Origin of the sequence: Aquimarina sp. AU119 (assembly GCF_900312735.1) — a bacterium.
Classification (GTDB): Bacteria; Bacteroidota; Bacteroidia; order Flavobacteriales; family Flavobacteriaceae; genus Aquimarina; species Aquimarina algiphila.
On the sequence record NZ_OMPF01000022.1, the window covers coordinates 289,289 to 306,484 of the forward strand.

General features: G+C 31.4%; 17 protein-coding genes and 1 other RNA gene. 6 read left to right on the forward strand and 12 right to left on the reverse strand.

The features are described 5' to 3' along the window. The first annotated feature begins 144 nt into the window (after positions 1–144). Both DK442_RS19165 and DK442_RS19170 read left to right on the forward strand, forming a co-directional pair. Positions 145–957, forward strand: a complete 813-nt coding sequence (locus tag DK442_RS19165; RefSeq protein ID WP_109437508.1) for a DUF1338 domain-containing protein — start codon at positions 145–147, stop codon at positions 955–957. Between the two features lie 92 nt (positions 958–1,049). Continuing rightward, on the forward strand, positions 1,050–1,538 hold the full coding sequence (locus DK442_RS19170; RefSeq protein ID WP_109437509.1) for a hypothetical protein: 489 nt from the start codon (positions 1,050–1,052) through the stop codon (positions 1,536–1,538). A 37-nt stretch (positions 1,539–1,575) separates the two neighbouring features. Here DK442_RS19170 and bshA read toward each other — a convergent pair whose 3' ends face one another. Both bshA and rnpB read right to left on the reverse strand, forming a co-directional pair. After that, entirely contained in the window at positions 1,576–2,703 is a 1,128-nt protein-coding gene (gene bshA, locus DK442_RS19175; protein WP_109437510.1) for an N-acetyl-alpha-D-glucosaminyl L-malate synthase BshA, read from the reverse strand. A gap of 266 nt (positions 2,704–2,969) precedes the next feature. After that, positions 2,970–3,289: RNase P RNA component class A (gene rnpB, locus DK442_RS19180), an RNA gene on the reverse strand. 127 nt (positions 3,290–3,416) lie between these two features. On the opposite strand from rnpB, the gene DK442_RS19185 reads away from it, so the two are divergent. The 3 genes from DK442_RS19185 (at position 3,417) to DK442_RS19195 (ending at position 6,445) form a co-directional block, all read left to right on the forward strand. Beyond that, on the forward strand, positions 3,417–5,213 hold the full coding sequence (locus DK442_RS19185; RefSeq protein WP_109437511.1) for a DNA polymerase III subunit gamma/tau: 1,797 nt from the start codon (positions 3,417–3,419) through the stop codon (positions 5,211–5,213). A gap of 336 nt (positions 5,214–5,549) precedes the next feature. After that, a complete protein-coding gene (locus DK442_RS19190; protein WP_109437512.1) occupies positions 5,550–5,741 on the forward strand; it encodes a hypothetical protein in 192 nt (63 codons plus the stop codon). 122 nt (positions 5,742–5,863) lie between these two features. After that, the gene (locus DK442_RS19195; RefSeq protein ID WP_109437513.1) at positions 5,864–6,445 is read left to right on the forward strand and encodes a tRNA-(ms[2]io[6]A)-hydroxylase; all 582 of its coding nucleotides are present in this window, start codon (positions 5,864–5,866) and stop codon (positions 6,443–6,445) included. Positions 6,446–6,502: 57 nt separating this feature from the next. Here the strand turns inward: DK442_RS19195 and DK442_RS28660 are convergent, their stop codons facing one another. From DK442_RS28660 to DK442_RS19220, 6 genes are all read right to left on the reverse strand, one after another. Further along, positions 6,503–7,228, reverse strand: coding sequence for a DUF6733 family protein (locus tag DK442_RS28660; protein ID WP_235010993.1), 726 nt, complete (start codon positions 7,226–7,228; stop codon positions 6,503–6,505). Between the two features lie 2 nt (positions 7,229–7,230). Further along, a complete protein-coding gene (locus DK442_RS19205; protein ID WP_109437514.1) occupies positions 7,231–8,109 on the reverse strand; it encodes an alpha/beta fold hydrolase in 879 nt (292 codons plus the stop codon). A gap of 2 nt (positions 8,110–8,111) precedes the next feature. Beyond that, positions 8,112–9,683 (reverse strand): class I adenylate-forming enzyme family protein, encoded by a 1,572-nt coding sequence (locus tag DK442_RS19210; protein ID WP_200825136.1) that lies wholly within the window; start codon positions 9,681–9,683, stop codon positions 8,112–8,114. 132 nt (positions 9,684–9,815) lie between these two features. Then, entirely contained in the window at positions 9,816–10,088 is a 273-nt protein-coding gene (locus DK442_RS28485; RefSeq protein WP_200825137.1) for an acyl carrier protein, read from the reverse strand. 7 nt (positions 10,089–10,095) lie between these two features. After that, a complete protein-coding gene (locus DK442_RS19215; protein WP_200825138.1) occupies positions 10,096–11,373 on the reverse strand; it encodes a hypothetical protein in 1,278 nt (425 codons plus the stop codon). Positions 11,374–11,521: 148 nt separating this feature from the next. After that, positions 11,522–12,067 carry a DUF4440 domain-containing protein gene (locus DK442_RS19220; RefSeq protein ID WP_109437516.1) on the reverse strand — a complete coding sequence of 182 codons (546 nt, stop codon included), beginning with the start codon at positions 12,065–12,067 and terminating at the stop codon, positions 11,522–11,524. Positions 12,068–12,319: 252 nt separating this feature from the next. On the opposite strand from DK442_RS19220, the gene DK442_RS19225 reads away from it, so the two are divergent. After that, on the forward strand, positions 12,320–12,964 hold the full coding sequence (locus DK442_RS19225; RefSeq protein WP_109437517.1) for a Crp/Fnr family transcriptional regulator: 645 nt from the start codon (positions 12,320–12,322) through the stop codon (positions 12,962–12,964). A 21-nt stretch (positions 12,965–12,985) separates the two neighbouring features. Here the strand turns inward: DK442_RS19225 and DK442_RS19230 are convergent, their stop codons facing one another. From DK442_RS19230 to DK442_RS19245, 4 genes are all read right to left on the reverse strand, one after another. Next, on the reverse strand, positions 12,986–13,546 hold the full coding sequence (locus tag DK442_RS19230) for a porin family protein (RefSeq protein ID WP_109437518.1): 561 nt from the start codon (positions 13,544–13,546) through the stop codon (positions 12,986–12,988). 123 nt (positions 13,547–13,669) lie between these two features. After that, entirely contained in the window at positions 13,670–14,569 is a 900-nt protein-coding gene (locus DK442_RS19235; protein WP_109437519.1) for a Ppx/GppA phosphatase family protein, read from the reverse strand. A 5-nt stretch (positions 14,570–14,574) separates the two neighbouring features. Then, positions 14,575–16,680: a polyphosphate kinase 1 gene (ppk1, locus tag DK442_RS19240; RefSeq protein ID WP_109437520.1), complete on the reverse strand. Its 2,106-nt coding sequence runs from the start codon at positions 16,678–16,680 to the stop codon at positions 14,575–14,577. Next, positions 16,680–17,165: a histidine phosphatase family protein gene (locus DK442_RS19245; RefSeq protein ID WP_109437521.1), complete on the reverse strand. Its 486-nt coding sequence runs from the start codon at positions 17,163–17,165 to the stop codon at positions 16,680–16,682. The genes ppk1 and DK442_RS19245 overlap by 1 nt, the downstream gene beginning before the upstream one ends. Between the last annotated feature and the right edge of the window lie 31 nt (positions 17,166–17,196).

The following is a 17,196-nucleotide window of genomic DNA, read 5'->3' on the forward strand; positions in this document are numbered from 1 at the left end:
AGATCTAAAGTAAAACACATAATAAGAGCAATCTCCATTAACAATATTGACACAAAACATCATTAATAAAAACTAAAATTAATTTATTTATACTTAATTATAGTCAAAACTAATAATTTTGCATTAAATAAAAACATAATCAAGATGAATTCAACTATTTTTTTTGAAGAACTCTGGAAACAGTACATTGCAAAGACTCCCTCTGCACAAAAAGTTAAATCCTTATTTGAAAACGAGGGTAATACTGTTTTTAACGATCACATTGCCATACGAACTTTTAATGACTCTAGAGTCAATATAGATGTTCTGGCCAAGCCTTTTATCGAAATGGGATATGAACCAAAAGGTGAATATCACTTTGAAGCTAAAAAATTATATGCGAAACATTTTGAGCATAAGGATAATTCTGACGCACCAAAAATTTTTATTAGTGAATTACTTTTGGAAGAATTCTCTATAGAATTAATTGATATTGTACAAAACATACTAAACCAAGTAGATCAACAAATATTTAAACAAAAAGACCTGATCCTAAAAGGTAGAGTTTGGCAAACTCCTTCTTTTGAAACTTACCAAAAACTTCTTTCAGCATCCGAATATGCTGCATGGATGTATGTCAATGGATTCTGTTCTAATCACTTTACGGTAGATGTTAATAAATTAAATACTTTTGACAACTTAGAATCTGTGAATGAATTTCTCAAGAAAAATGGTTTTGAAATGAATACTTCTGGAGGTGAAATAAAAGGATCCGCTACCCAGTTTTTGGAACAATCAAGTATTCTTGCCGATACTGTAGAGGTTCGTTTTGAGGAAGATGTTAAGAAAATTACAACATGCTATTATGAGTTTTCTTATCGATATAAAAAAGAAGATAACACTATATTTACTGGCTTTGTAGCAAATTCTGCTGATAAAATTTTTGAAAGCACAGATATGCAGCTACAAGAAAATTAGATTAATATTAACAAAAATTTAAGTTTTCTACTTACAGAATAGAGGAATTGTGACGTTATATTCGGGGACTAAATATAAAACCCAATTTTACTATGACAAAACGAATTTTAATTTTCGCAGCATTTTTATTAGGTACTATATGTACTATGCAATCACAAGAAATTTCTAAAAATGCTCTTGGTGTAAGACTTGGAGATAATGATGGATTTGGAGCTGAAGTTTCTTACCAAAGAGCACTAAACAATGGTAATCGATTAGAATTTGATCTAGGATGGAGAGATTTTGATGCAGGTAATGCCATTAAACTAGCAGCACTATACCAATGGGTTTTTAATCTAGATAAAGGATTTAATTGGTATGTTGGTCCAGGTGGAGGAATTGGTATTATTGATTTTGATAACGACTTCCCTGGAGATAACGATAGTGATAGCTATTTCTTTCTTGCAGGAGATATAGGTATAGAATATAATTTTGATATTCCTATACTTATCTCTTTAGATTTACGACCAGAAATTGGTTTTGGAGATTATAATGATGATTTAGATTTTGATATTGGACTTGGTATCCGTTATCAGTTTTAATCTACTCACTCATTGAAAAAATAATATTTGATCGTTCCTAAGGTATTGCCAATGCACCTTCGTATAAAGCAATATATTTAGGAACGATTGTATTTACATCAAACTTTTCTGCTTCTTTATATGCATTCTGTTTAAAGATTTCTAATGTAATATCATCTTTCAGAATACGAATTGCATTTTCTGACATTTCTTTTACATCCCCTACTTTACTAAGATATCCAGATACCCCTTGACTATTTACTTCTGGAATTCCTCCAGCATTACTTGATATTACAGGTACTTTATTCATCATAGCTTCTAACGCCGCTAATCCAAAACTTTCTCGTTCTGAAGGTAATAGAAACAAATCCGAAAAACATAATATCTTATCTATTTCATTACTATTTCCTAAGAAAATTACTTTATCCTTTATGCCTAGTTCTTTACATTTTTTCTCGGCTGGTTTACGTTCTGGCCCTTCTCCTACCATTAGTAATTTAGCGGGTATTTCTTTTTGAATATTATAAAAGATATCGACAATATCTGAAATACGCTTTACAGCTCTAAAATTACTTATATGAGTTACAATACGCTCTTCTGGACTTGCCATTAGTTCTCGTTGACAATCTGTAAAACTGGTTTTCTTTTGACTCAAATCAATAAAATTAGGGACTACTTCAATATTTTTTGTAATATCAAATAAACGTAAAGTATCTTCTTTTAAATTTTGAGAAACCGAAGTCACAATGTCACTATTATTGATACTAAAAGTTACTGCAGGTTTATAAAAAGGATGATTTCCTACCAGAGTAATATCAGTACCATGTAGTGTCGTAACCATAGGAATGTGTATTCCTTCCTCTTCTAACATTTTCTTTGCCATATACCCTGCATAAGCATGAGGAATAGCATAATGTACATGCAATACATCTATTTCATATTTCTTAATGGTATCTACCAATTTACTTGATAGTGCCAATTCATAAGGTTGATAGTGAAAAAGAGGATATGTTGGTACATTTACCTCATGAAAATGAATATTTGGATTTAAAAGATTTAAACGAACAGGCTGTTTGTAAGTAATAAAATGGACTTCGTGATCTAGTTTTGCCAAGGCAATTCCCAATTCTGTAGCAACTACTCCACTACCTCCAAAGGTAGGATAACAAACAATAGCAATTTTCATTTAAATAATTTTTCTTGTGGCACAAGGTACAAGAAAATTAGTATTGCCAATTGTTAAAGTAGTTTTAAAAAAACTATTCGATATTTGTCAAAATTATTTTACCCGTACCAATTTTAGTTACCAAAAATGATGTGTTTTCTAAAACGTGAGATTCAGATATTCTGAGAATGCCCTTTTGTAAATTATGTTAGTATTTCTTAGTAGCACAAAAAATTAAAGTGAATTTTATGTATAAAATCACTATCATACTACTACAATAATATGAATAAAAAAGCAGATCATAAGCCGGATTCTGTTTCCTCGCCGAAACGAATATCCTTATCATTTATCTAGACTAACAATTACTTATTAGCTCAAACCGCCTACCCTCTAACATTGGGCGCACAACCCTCAAAAGCTAGTTTACATGGCGTTGCACCGTATAGAGTTTACCTGGTTTCACTACAGCATTACCTGTACATACTTTCTGTTGCACTTGTCCTCTTCTGATTACTCAGAATGACGGGAGTTACCCGCTATACTGTGCTATGGTGTCCGGACTTTCCTCTCTCCGTCAAAAACGGACAGCGATAAGGTGATCTGCTTTGTGCAAAAGTATTATAATTCTCTATTTAGAATTCAGATTTCGGGATTATTTTTTGGCTGTTAATAACTAAATATAAAAAGCGAAAACTAAAATTTATTATTTGTATTCAATTTTTAACTTTGTATCGATGGAGCATTTTATAGTATCAGCACGCAAATACAGACCCCAAACATTTAAAGATGTTGTTGGGCAGCAAGCTATTACTAATACTTTACTTAATGCGATTAACAATAACCACCTTGCTCAGGCTTTGTTGTTTACCGGCCCTCGAGGTGTAGGAAAAACATCTTGTGCCAGAATTCTTGCAAAAACCATTAATCAAGATGGTAATGAACACCCTGATGAGGATTTTGCTTTTAATATTTTTGAACTTGATGCGGCTTCAAACAATTCTGTGGATGATATTCGAAGTCTTATAGATCAGGTTCGAATCCCACCACAAGTAGGAAAATACAAAGTATATATTATAGATGAGGTTCATATGCTTTCTCAAGCAGCTTTTAATGCTTTTCTAAAAACATTAGAGGAGCCTCCAAAACATGCAATATTTATTCTTGCGACCACAGAAAAACATAAAATAATACCTACAATATTATCTCGCTGTCAGATATTTGATTTTAAACGTATTACCGTTACTGATGCTAAAAATCATCTAATGCAAGTAGCAAGCCAAGAGGGGATTACCGCTGATGAAGATGCTTTACAGATTATCGCCCAAAAAGCAGACGGTGCTATGCGAGACGCTTTATCTATTTTTGATAGAGTAGTCAGTTTTAGTGGTAAAAATTTAACCAGACAAGCGGTTACAGAAAATCTTAATGTTTTAGACTATGAAACATACTTTAAAACAACAGATTTAATACTTCAGAATGATATCCCACAATTATTAGTGGAGTTTAATGAAATTCTGGCTCAAGGTTTTGATGGGCATCATTTTATTGCAGGTCTTGCTTCACATTTTAGAGATATATTGGTTTGTAAAAACCCTGCCACAATCCCATTGCTGGAAGTCGGAAATCAAACCAAAGCAAAATATCAGGAACAATCACAAAAGGCTCCTCACGATTTTCTTATTAAAGGTATTGAACTTGCCAATGATTGCGATTTAAAATATAAAACCAGTCGTAATCAAAGACTACTGGTTGAATTATGTTTAATGCAGCTTGCCTCTATCCTTCTTCAGGATGGAGAAAAAAAAAATGACCAACCCTACATAATTCCACCCTCATACTTTAAAGAAAAAGGAATAACTCCTGTTAAGATTTCTTCTGAAGCAAAAGAAAAAGCTATTGAAAATGTTGAAGCACAAAAAACAGAAGATAAATTAGAAACTACCACCAACAAAATCAATGATACTACAAAAAGTGAGGAATCTTCTATCCATGAGGAAAACAGTTTTGAAAACACTTCTGTAATAGAAACTTCAAAAGTTATAGAAAAGAAACCTCCAACTATTAATAGAGAACGAAGGACTTCTGGATTATCTTTAAGCAGCATACGAAAGAAAAAAGAACACGAAGAAAGTAAAGAAGAAAAAGTTGTTGACCCAAAGAATCTCCCTTCTTCTCCTTTTACAGAAGCACAAATGCAAGATGGATGGATCGAATATGGTAAAATGCAAGACAAAAAAGGAGAACGGATTATTGGTTCTATGTTTGCCATGAACATCCCTACTCTAGAGGATAATAAAATTAAGTTAGAACTCCCTAATCAATCTATGAAAGTTGACCTTGAAGCTGCTCAATCCGGATTGTTACAATACTTATATAGAAAACTTGATAATTACAGCATTGAACTTAACATTACGGTCAATGAAGAAGCTTCAAAAAAATACGCTTTTACTCCTCAGGATAAGTACGAGAAACTAAGAGAAAAGAATCCACTAATTGATAAATTACGCTCTTCTTTTGATTTGGATATTTAATATTTTCATTTCTATAACAATTTTCTTTCTTCATATAAATAATAACTCCATTATATCTTTCCTTTAAGAAATAGTAATCCCCTGAATATAGGGGTAATTTTCACTGAAAACAGTGTATAGCTAAACCGTTATACATTCTATATTTACATTACACAGTATCATAAACTAAGGGATTAAATTATGATTTTGTTTAATCAATAAATGCTTTTGGAATACTTAACCATGAATATGACAATAGAGGTCTGTAAAAGACCATATAATATTCTTGCAAGAGTAGACACAAATAGTGAGTGTCTTTAAACGTTCACTGCAAATCTAATTTTCAAAATTACAATTATGTTAAAAAGCATTTTAAATCTTAATAATGTAAAAACATTATCAAAGCAACAACAAGAAGAAGTTAAAGGAGCTGCTTTCGTAAGACCAACATGCAGTCAAAATGGTAGTCAATGCACACAATCAGATCAATATGGTATATATACTGATTACGGGCGTTGTCAACGCAGTGGGATTTGTTTTTGGTCTTAGTTTAAAATAAAAACGCATAAAAGAGGCTGCTTATAAGTATTTAGGCAGCCTCACTTGTATAAACATTCATATTAGATTTCTTTTGGTTAATTTTGCAATACTTTACCATATAACAAAATACTATGCTTGGTTTAAAACTCCCCACAGATCCTAGATGGGTTAATATCGTTGAAAAAAACATTGAAGAAATTCTTACAGATCATGCCTACTGTGAGCAAAAAGCAACATCTACTGCAATATCACTTATTGTAAGTTTTCCAGAGTACACAGAATTGGTTCAGGAAATGACCAAATTGGTAAAAGAAGAGATCAGTCATTTTAAAATGGTTCATGACAAAATTATTGAACGAGGATGGGTTTTAGGAAGGGATCGAAAAGATGATTATGTCTTGCAATTGGTTACTTTTTTTCCAAAAGGAGGAAGTAGAACCACACAATTAGTACATAGATTACTTTATGCAGCACTTATTGAGGCCAGAAGTTGCGAACGTTTCAAACTTCTCTCTGAAGAATTAGAAGATCCAGAATTAGCAAAATTTTATAAAGACCTCATGGTTAGTGAAGCCAATCATTACACTATGTTTTTAAGTTTCGCTCGTCAGTATGGAGAACGTAATGAGGTTGATAAAAAATGGGGAGAATTGCTTGTTTATGAAGCAGAAATCATGAAATCCCTTGGCAATAAAGAAACTATCCATGGATAAAATAATTCAAAAGCTGTTATTTTTTTAAAACAACAGCTTTTGATTGGTTGATTAATATTATAAAGGTATAAATGCCGAAACCTTGTAAAATTCGTCTGATGTTCCTGCATCAGTATTTAACGTTGAACCTGCAGAAATTCTAAATGCAATTCCCTTATCAAATTTTAATTTTATCGAACCTCCTAACCATTGATATATAAGCAAAGGGTCTCCCTCTTCTTGTCTTGTAATTCCGAAGGATTCATAAAAAGCACCAAGTACAACTCTAGAACTAATATTTATACCTGGTGCCATCCAATTGAGTAAGTAATCTTTTGTAATAATGTCATCATCTTCTCTTAGTGATTTATAATATGCCAAATAGCCTTCAAAATCAAATATTCTGTCATGGTAGTTTACATAAATATTAGGAACCAGCCCTTCTCCTATTTTTGTTTCTTTACTGTTAGATGAGAACTTCCCATGGGAAATCCCTAAGGAAGGGTTTAAGTAAAGCTTATTCTCAAATAACTTAAATCCAAGCCCTACTCCTGTTTCTAATAATAGATCACTTCCCGTTTCTAAATTCCCAAAAGAAGTATTTGTCCAGAAAATACTATAGATAGTAATGTCATAATTTTTATTGGTTTCGAAATTACCAAAGAAAATAGGGTAAAATCCAGCCACGCTATTATGTATTATTTTTGTTGCAAAAGTTGCTTTCTTTTTCTCTTCAGTCTCTTGAGCACTTAGATTGCATAGTGATAATGTGAGTACTAAAATTGTTATTATTATTTTTTTCATGATTAAAATTCTGTTTGTAAAAATTGATTTATTAATGCTGAAATTTTATGGTGTATTTCTTCTAAATGCAAATGATGACCTCCTTCTATCCAATGCAGCTCGGCATGTTTAAATTTATCTAGCCTTGCATTAAACATTCCATCAGAAAAAAGTCCTTGTTTCCCTAAAATGATAAGGGTTTTGCAAGAAATAGAACTAATAAAAAACTGTGCTTGTGACTCTGTCATTCTATAGCATTCTGGTAATACTATCCTAGGATCATAACTCCAGCGATACCCTGCAGGCACCTCTTGTAAAGACCGTTCTATCAAGCAAGCTGATGCATCATAAGAAATTACTCCCATACTAGAATCCATTCTTTCTTTTATAGCTTCATCTTTTGTAGTAAATAGCACTGTATCTGGTAAAGAAAACCCATACAATTTTGTTCTCTTTGCCATTTTTAATTGCTTTACTGATTGTTGAAAATTTGAGACTATGTCATCGTCATTGATTACAAAAGGAGCTCCCAAACCATCAATGAATATTAGTTTATCTATAAGTTTAGGCATAGCTCCCGCAAGTATTGAAGCAATACCGGTCCCCATAGAATGCGCAAGAATACTAAGCTTTTTTATTGCTAGTACATCAATGACTTTTAGAATGTCGATTGCATAATCCCATAAATAATAAGAATTATTGGCATCTCGATGATCAGAAAAACCATGCCCCGCCAGATCAATTGCTATGAGATAAATATTAGGAGAAAGTAATGGCGCAATTTTGTAGAAAGTATTAGCATTATCCAGCCAACCGTGAATTGCCAATACGGGTATACCTTCTTTATCTCCCCAAGTTTTTGCTGATAATTTTAGCCCTTCGATATCAACTACTAATTCCATAACTAAGCAGATAATATTTTGGTATTGGATGTAGCTTCTTTTATTGCTATATCTTTCAAAGCAATAACATTAAACTTACCATTCGGAGTTTTTGGTATTGTCTTGAGAATACGAACATATTCTGGTACTTTATAAGGTTCTAAATCTTGTATACAAGAAATGATAATTTCTTTTTCTGCGATGGATTTCCCTTCCTTAAGAACTACAAAAGCAAATAATGCTTCTCCATAATCTTCATGAGGAACTCCGGTCACAACGACTGCATTAATTTCTGGAATAGTATCTATATAATCCTCTACCTCTTTGGGACTTACTTTGATTCCTCTAGAATTGATCATATGATCCATTCTACCTTTAAAATAAAGGTACCCGTCTTCATCCAAAGCGCAAAAATCACCAGTATAGAGTACTTTTTCTCCAGGATATTTTCCTGATTTCAGTTTTTCTGCTGTTTTTTCAGGTTTATTCCAATATCCATTCATTACGGTAGCTCCTCTAATAACCAATTGCCCTATCTGGTTGGGTTCTGTTATTTTATTATCATCATCATCTACTAACCATAATTCTGTATTAGGAATTGCAATACCTACACTATTAGGCTTTTTATCGATATCTGAAGGAGGTAAATATGTACACCTCTTACATTCTGTGAGACCATACATAGAAAATAGTTCTACATTAGGAAACAATTCATGTACCATTTGGATATTACTTTGTGTAAGTGCAGCTCCGGTATTAGTTAAAGATCTTACGCTAGAAAGATCAAATTGATATTTTTTATTCTGTTCGAATAACAGCATTACCATTGTAGGAACAGCTGGTAGTATCGTTATTTTTTCTTTTACTATTTTCTTCAATAAAAATATAGGCCATGTAAATTCTTTTTCCAGTACTAGCATGGCTCCTTTAGAAATACACATAATCATTTGGTACAAACCATAATCAAAAGATAATGGTAAGGCACATAACACTTTATCTTCTCTATTATAGCCTAAATAAGTATTTAATGAATTTGTTGCTGCAATCATATTTTGATGAGTAAGCATAACTCCTTTTGGTTCTCCTGTTGAACCCGAAGTATATAATATGGCGGCTAAATCAATACTAATTAAATTTGAGGACTTTAACTCCTGATGTTTCTGAGATAAAATAGTGTTGTAATCTTCAAATAAAGATTCTATAAAATGATCAGGTTTATTAAGGACAATCGCTTTTTTAAGAACTGACGATGTTAAAACAATTTTATTTTGCGTTGCTATTTCTTCGTTTGTTATCAGTATAGAAGCTTCTGAATCATTAAGTATATACTCTATTTTGTTTGATTTCAGTTCGGTTCCAACTGGGATTACAATTGCTCCTGTTTTTAAAATCGCCCAAAAGGAAATAATAGTTTCTATAGTATTACCTAAAAGCACTACTACTCTATCTCCCCTTTCTATTTGTTGACTTTGTAAATAAGCGGCAAGAGTATTTGATTGTTCATTAATATCAGAAAAAGTATATGTACTTCCAGAAATTGCAACAGCTTTTTTTTTAGGATATAGATACGCAGTCTCTTCCAAGAAATTTTGCATTTTTGGTATCATTTTATTTATATTAAAATTCTAATAGTTATTAATCTGTATTAACAATATAACTCCCAAAAAAACAGGAAGCTATACTCTGTCAATACTATGTAGAATGTGTTTACGAATATTTTATATCCCTTATGCTACAGAAACACTTATATTCATCTCTGATAATACATAATCAAAAATTGTTTGTAACGTATTAAAATGTCTTGCTTCAATAGTATCGGCATTTACTTCAAATTCATTTATATTATCTTCTAAATAGGTTAGAAAAAACATTGAAGAAAGCGAATCAATACCTAAATCATTTTTAAGATGAGAATCCATTTTAATTTGTTCTTTGGTGATATTAGGAATACTATCTAATAATCCTTCTTTAATAATGTCTAAAATTTTATGAGTATCCATTGCTTTATTAATTTAAGATTAATTCGTTTTGTTTAAAATCAACTACTATTTGTTTATTCATTATATCTTCAGCGGTATCTTTTGCTCGTATAAGATGTGCTTCCCCTTGATATAATAAAATTTCTGAAGGATAACCATGGCTATGAAAAAGTACTGGAGAAGATGTAGGCCCATACGCTCCTGATAATTTAACCAACAGAATATCTTCTACTTTTATTTCTTTAAGTTCTATATTACGCCCTATAATATCATCAGGACTACATAAAGGACCCGACACTTGATATTTATATTCTAATGCATTCTCTGAAGCTGATATATTTTCTATAGGAAAATTTCTCTTTACTACGCGACCAGAACCTGCTGCTGCAGAGTGACAGTTGGTTCCACCATCAGTAACGGCAAATGTTTTTCCATGATTTACTTTTATATTATTCACTTCTACAGCCATGCATCCTGAAGTCCCTATAATAAACCTACCAGATTCCATAATAATTCTGGTTTTAGGGTATTTTTTGTTAAAATCTGTAAACAAAGGAACCATGAGGTGCTTGAATTCCAGAATATCAAGTTCTTCTTGATTTTGGAAATAAGGAATTCCCATACCTCCTCCAACATCAATCATAGTAAATTCATGATTGTATTTTTGAGCTATGGTTTCATACAATTCTAAAATATACTTGGTGTTTTCAAATACTGATTTTGCCTCGAGAATATTCGTTCCGTTATACACATGAATCCCTCTTATATGTATATCTGGAGTATCCAAATACTTTCCAAAATTCTGAATTGCTTGCTTTTCTTCAATACCGAAATGTGTTGGCCTTCCTCCCATTTTCCATGGAGACCCCTCCGCAGAAAAATCTGGATTAATACGAATCGCAACATTTGCTACAATTCCCATTTCTTTTGCAAAAGCAGATACTCTTTTTAATTCAATTTCTGATTCTATTACTATTGCAAAAATATTTAATGATATCGCTCTTTTAAGTTCATAGTCTTTTTTGCAAGGTCCTAAGTACACAATATCTTGTGGGGTTGACCCTGCTTTAAGCGCTATTTCCATTTCTGTAATAGAACATACTTCTGTACAAGCTCCATTAGACCTAAGCAATTTCACCAATGATACATTCGGGTTTACTTTTAGCGCATAAAATACATCTACACAATCGGGTAAAGCATTTTTTAGATTTTTATAATTTTTGATCAATTGTTCTCCATCATAGATATAGGAAGGAGTTCCAAATTGTCTTACGGCAGATAAAATCGCTGATTTATTCTTTTTCATTTTTATAACAATTATTCGCATACTATGTCTTAATTATATACACAGATACGTTTAGGTATCTCGTATCACATAATACGAGATATACCCATGGGGTTAATTACAGGTTTTAATTAATGTTTGTGATTGATTTTGGTTGGAAGTATTTATTCTATTTGTCAGAATTAAACATATCATACTCGATAAGCCATTTGCCATTCTCTTTTTTCCAAAGAATTACATAAGAACCTTCAAAAATGGGTGTTTGTTTAGAATTTATGTAACCTAACATATGACACCTTTGAAACGCAACGTCTAAATCCCCAAGGAACTGTAACTCATCTTGAAAAAACTCTACTCTATCAACCGTTTTAACGCTTAAAGAAAATTCTTTTTCAATCTCGGCTCTGCCAAGTCTAGGTTTTGTACCTGGTTTCATAAATACAGCTCCCGTTGTAGTATACTCTTCTGAGATACCTTTTGGGTCTTTTTTTTGCCATTTTTCTTCAAAACGACGATCAGCAATATCAATTAGTTTTGCCTCTTTAAGAAGATCTTCATCCATTACTTTTTTGTTTCCGTAATAACTTACAACAGAATTTTTGTAGTTGATTTCTGGGTTTTTTGATTTTGGATTTTCTATAAATGAAAGTAATAAAGTTACTGCCGCTAAGGTAATAACAAGGCACGAAGCTGCTTTTAGACTAATTGTCTTCATTGTTTGTGTGAATTAAGTGGTTAATACTATTTGTGAAGATCGAAATTATAGTAGCATAGGAGTTTTTGATATAAACATTCTAACATAAAATCTATTTTATTTTAATTATGACATGCTAAAAACGACATAATAACCATAAAAAAAATATGCTTAAGTAATAATTAAAAGTAGAATTTTATGTTAACATCATATCGTTTTAACATTTATTATGAAATATTCTAAATAACTCAAAATTTAAGGTCATCAATTGGTATGTGTTTTGAATTATTTGATATTCTGATAAAAGCGGAGCAATATAAACGTTGTTTTTACTGTCAAAAAGAAATCATCAAGACCCCAGAATATTTAGATAAAAAAATCTATCTTATAAAAAACGGAATTGTCAAAATCAGTAGTATTACAGAGCATGGCGAAGAAATAATTCTGGTGATACTTACCACAGGTGAAATTTTTGGTGCTAGTCTGATTTTTGAAAACCCTCATCTTAACTATATATGTGAATCTATTAATGAAGAAACGATACTTTATGAATTTGATATAGCATGTATCCAAAAAATAATTAAAAAGAATTGCAATATCAATCAAGACTTTCTGCACATAATTGGCACGCAATATTTTGAATTAGAAAGAAGAATAAAAATACTTACCGATAGCTCAGCAGAACAAAGATTGATAAATGTATTGATAGAATTTAAAAATAAATTTGAACATTTATCAGATAATGAAGAAAATATTATTATTCATTTACCTATTAATCAGGATGAATTATCAAATTACATAAGGACTACGCGGGTAACTACTAATAAAATAATTAATAAATTAAAGAATAACTTTTTAATAGAATATCATCAAAAAACTATTACGCTAAAAAAAGATTTTTTTAAGTATTACAAATAATCAAAAAACTATTAAAGAGTATTATAATTTATACCCTATAGATAGTTGGATATTTCTAGTGCTCCCATCAGCACCTCCTGGAATATCTTCGTCGTCAATGATATTTGATAAACCAAACCCATAGCGTAAATCGGCAAAAACATTATCAGTAATATTTGCTCCTACTCCAATAACTCCTGCAAAGTTAAATGTATTAAAATTAGTTTCAATACCTGTATTATCTTCCCATTCCCATATCTTAAGTCCTATCTGAGGTCCAATATGAACATTGAACAAGTCAGAAAAATTATATTTTAATAACACTGGTAACTGAAGATAATCTACACGTAATGTTTTGTCATCATTCCCTAACGATGAAAACTGAAGCTCTGGTTGTATACTCCATTTTTGGGTAACTGGATACTCCACTAAAAACCCTACTACAATACCAAACCGACTATCTTCAAGGTTTTCCGGAATATCATCAGAGCTTATAGAACTTAGGTTAGCACCAATTCTCATGCCGTAAGAAGCGTCTTGAGCTTTAGAAATCAAAATTCCAAATACTAAAAATAATGTTACAAATAGTAGGTTTTTTTTCATGGTATATAGGTTAGTTATAAATTCAATTTAAAACAAATTAATGGTTTTAGGAAAAAAACTAAAGTTTATAATAGTATTTAATTACAAAAAATCGATTAACGGTGCTTTTTTTCTTTTATGAGTTTATCGATTATTTAGTTTATCATTATACAATGATTTAATAATACCATCAGATAATCCTATTTTGGGAACAAAAATTTTCCTTGCTCCACCCCATTTCATTGCTGAAAGATATATACGAACTGCTGGAAGAATAACATCTGCTCTATCTTGATTTAGATTAAGTTGCCAAATTCTTTCTTCATAGGTCAAAGAATTAAGTAATTCATAATACGAGCTCAAATACAAAAATGTCAAGGGTTTCCCCATACTTTTTCCGCTATTCTTAAAAATATTATTAATATTTCCTCCCGACCCTATTAGGGCAATTCTGCTATAACCTTTTGTCTGGTTTTTGATCCAACGTTCTACATCGTTCCATATCTCATCAGAAACTAAATCATTAAGAAGCCTAACGGTTCCCAGCTTGAAAGATTTTGATGCAATAACATTTCCATTGTGATATAATGTAAACTCTGTACTACCTCCACCAACATCTACATATAGATAAGTAGCATCTGTATTAATCAATTCATGTAAATCCGTCATTGCAATAATGGCTGCTTCAGATTTACCATCAATAATATCAATCTGTATTCCTGTTTTTTCTTTTATAAGTTGCACTACTTCTTCTCCATTTTCGGCCTCACGCATTGCCGATGTAGCACAAGCTTTATAACGAGAAACTTTATGAGTTTTCATTAGAAGTTGATACGCCTTCATTGCATCAATCATCCTAGTAATATTTTCTTCAGAAACACGCTTAGTTTTAAAAACATCTGCTCCTAAACGAATTGGGACTCGTACAAGGCTCGTTTTTTTAAATCTCGTAGTTTTTCCTTCTTCTTCGTGAATACTACTTATTAATAGCCTTACTGCATTGGAACCAATATCTATAGCTCCATATTTTTCTATAGTTAACAAAATAATTAATTTCCTAGTTTTTTTAAATAATAGTTATATGTTGCTATTTGTGATCTCACTTTATCTTTATCATTTCTAATGTAAGCATTATCCTGCTCTTTAGAAAGCATTCGACCTTTAACATTATCACTCCAACAGATATCAAAAGTATCAATTAATTCTAATTTAATATCTTCATCATAAATAGGACAAGAGATTTCTACCCTTCTATCCAAATTACGAGTCATCCAATCAGCAGAAGAAATATAAACTTTTGGATCTCCACCATTATTAAAAATATATAATCTTGGATGTTCGAGAAATTTATCAATCACACTTATTGCTCTAATATTTTCACTCATTCCAGGTATCCCAGGAATCAGGCAACAAATTCCTCGTATGATTAAATCAATTTTTACTCCAGCTCTACTGGCTTCATATAGCTTATCAATCATATCATAATCACTTAAACTATTTAATTTCAGCCTAATACTTGCCTGAATACCTTTTTTACTATTCTTAATTTCTTCATCTATTAACTTCACCAAAGAAGACCTGGTATAGTGTGGAGAAACTAATAAATGTTTATAGCGATTTATCTTATAATTTATTTCAAAAAATTTAAAAACTCTATTCGTCTCTTTTAAAATAGATTCATTTGTAGTAAATAACGTATAATCGGTATATATTTTGGCCGTAGATTCATTAAAGTTACCTGTACTTATAAATCCATATCTTTTTAGCTTACCTTTTTCTTCTCGCTCTATCACGCAGGCTTTACAATGTACTTTTAACCCGGTTACTCCAAAAATTAGATTGACACCTTCTCTCTGCATTTGTTCTGCATATCGAATATTTGCAGCTTCATCAAAACGGGCTTGCAATTCGATCTCTACAATAACTTTTTTACCGTTTTTAGCAGCATTTATAAGAGAACTTGCAATATGAGAAATACTAGCTAATCTATAAATAGTAATCTTAATACTTTTTACTTTAGGATCAATCGCAGATTCTCTCAAAAACTTTACCGTATAGGCAAAAGTATGGTAGGGTGTATATTGTAAAAAGTCTTTTTTGGCTATTCTATCTAATAAACTCCCCTGTAGAGCAAGTCCAGGAATATCTAATGGTTTTATTTGCTGATACACCAAATCTGAATTCCCTAAATCAGGAAAATTCATATAATCTCTTCGGTTATGATATCTACCTCCCGGAATAATACTATCAGTATTATCAACTCCCATTTTTTCCATTAAAAATGCAAGGGTGTCTTTTTCTATAGTTTTATCATATACAAAACGAACAGGTTCTCCATCTCTACGAGATCTTACGCTGCTTGATATTTTCTGAATAAAACTCTTACTCAGGTCATTATCAAAATCCAACTGTGCATCCCTAGTAATTTTAATCATATGTGCAGATGCACTCACATAATCAAAAATACTGAAGTTGATATGCATGCAATATCTAATAAGGTCATCAAGAATTATGATAAACTGTTTTCCATCCTTTTCTGGTAATACAACAAATCGATCAGTGTTTTTCGGAATTTCTATTAATGCATATATCCTTTCTTTTATCGTTTGCTGTAATATTTTAGAAATCCTTCCTTCTTTAGGTATTTTCTCTCTTAAAACCAGTTTAACTGCCAAATATGCAACACTATCCTTTAAATGAGGGAATTTATCAAGATCGTTAAGTATATAAGTTACTAAAGCTGGACTAACCTTGTTAATAAAATAGCTACGTATGAAAGCATCCTGGTCTTCGGTAACCTGATTCTCATCAATAATAAAAATATTATGGTCTTCAAGCTTACTTTTAATGGTATTAATCGTCTCAAGACTTTCTGATTGTTGTTTAATTACAATATTGGTAATTTTATCTAACAATTCACTTGCTGTATTCCCTTTTAGTACATTCTTACCGTCTTTTCCTGCTAAATCAATTCTCTTAATTGTAGCATATCTTACTTTAAAAAATTCATCAAGATTATTAGAAAATATTCCTATAAAACGTAATCTTTCTAGTAGAGGAACCGTATCATCAGAAGCCTCTTGCAACACTCTTGCATTAAATTGCAGCCAACTTAATTCTCTATTAATATACTGATTATTAGTATTTTCCTGCATTATCTCAAGGATTTAGGGTAAATTGTTAATAGGGTTTTTCCTACAGGTAAATCTTTCCATTTATCGGTATCAAACTCTATAACCACAACTCCTGCAGTAGGTAGATTATCTATTTGCTTACTTCCTAAAAAATTAGCTATTGAAGTAAACGCATGATTATGCCCAAATATCATCAAAGTTTTAATCTCATCATCACAGCTATTGATAACGTCCATTACCATAGTACCATCAAAATCATAAAGATTTGGTTCTAAACTAAATACATCTTTAGATATATCCAAATGACTAAGTATAATTTTTGCTGTACTATACGCCCTCTCTGCCGGACTACACAATACCTTATCTACAGTTTTCACTATGGCTTTCAGCTCTTTACCAACTAAATCAGCATCACTCAAGCCTCTTTGATTAAGTGGTCTTTTGTCATCAGTAACATCAAACTCCCATGAAGATTTTGCATGTCTTATTATATATAAAGTTTTCATGAACCAGATACTATTTTTGAAGAAACAAAGT

Excerpts from the sequence above, each read along its gene's own strand:
- DK442_RS19170 (WP_109437509.1), top strand. The coding sequence starts at position 1,050 with ATGACAAAACGAATTTTAATTTTCGCAGCATTTTTATTAGGTACTATA.
- DK442_RS19210 (WP_200825136.1), bottom strand. The coding sequence starts at position 9,683 with ATGCAAAATTTCTTGGAAGAGACTGCGTATCTATATCCTAAAAAAAAA.
- DK442_RS19205 (WP_109437514.1), bottom strand. The coding sequence starts at position 8,109 with ATGGAATTAGTAGTTGATATCGAAGGGCTAAAATTATCAGCAAAAACT.
- DK442_RS28485 (WP_200825137.1), bottom strand. The coding sequence starts at position 10,088 with ATGGATACTCATAAAATTTTAGACATTATTAAAGAAGGATTATTAGAT.
- DK442_RS19245 (WP_109437521.1), bottom strand. The coding sequence starts at position 17,165 with ATGAAAACTTTATATATAATAAGACATGCAAAATCTTCATGGGAGTTT.
- DK442_RS19185 (WP_109437511.1), top strand. The coding sequence starts at position 3,417 with ATGGAGCATTTTATAGTATCAGCACGCAAATACAGACCCCAAACATTT.
- DK442_RS28660 (WP_235010993.1), bottom strand. The coding sequence starts at position 7,228 with ATGAAAAAAATAATAATAACAATTTTAGTACTCACATTATCACTATGC.
- DK442_RS19195 (WP_109437513.1), top strand. The coding sequence starts at position 5,864 with ATGCTTGGTTTAAAACTCCCCACAGATCCTAGATGGGTTAATATCGTT.
- bshA (WP_109437510.1), bottom strand. The coding sequence starts at position 2,703 with ATGAAAATTGCTATTGTTTGTTATCCTACCTTTGGAGGTAGTGGAGTA.
- DK442_RS19215 (WP_200825138.1), bottom strand. The coding sequence starts at position 11,373 with ATGAAAAAGAATAAATCAGCGATTTTATCTGCCGTAAGACAATTTGGA.
- DK442_RS19230 (WP_109437518.1), bottom strand. The coding sequence starts at position 13,546 with ATGAAAAAAAACCTACTATTTGTAACATTATTTTTAGTATTTGGAATT.
- ppk1 (WP_109437520.1), bottom strand. The coding sequence starts at position 16,680 with ATGCAGGAAAATACTAATAATCAGTATATTAATAGAGAATTAAGTTGG.
- DK442_RS19165 (WP_109437508.1), top strand. The coding sequence starts at position 145 with ATGAATTCAACTATTTTTTTTGAAGAACTCTGGAAACAGTACATTGCA.
- DK442_RS19220 (WP_109437516.1), bottom strand. The coding sequence starts at position 12,067 with ATGAAGACAATTAGTCTAAAAGCAGCTTCGTGCCTTGTTATTACCTTA.
- DK442_RS19225 (WP_109437517.1), top strand. The coding sequence starts at position 12,320 with ATGTGTTTTGAATTATTTGATATTCTGATAAAAGCGGAGCAATATAAA.
- DK442_RS19190 (WP_109437512.1), top strand. The coding sequence starts at position 5,550 with ATGTTAAAAAGCATTTTAAATCTTAATAATGTAAAAACATTATCAAAG.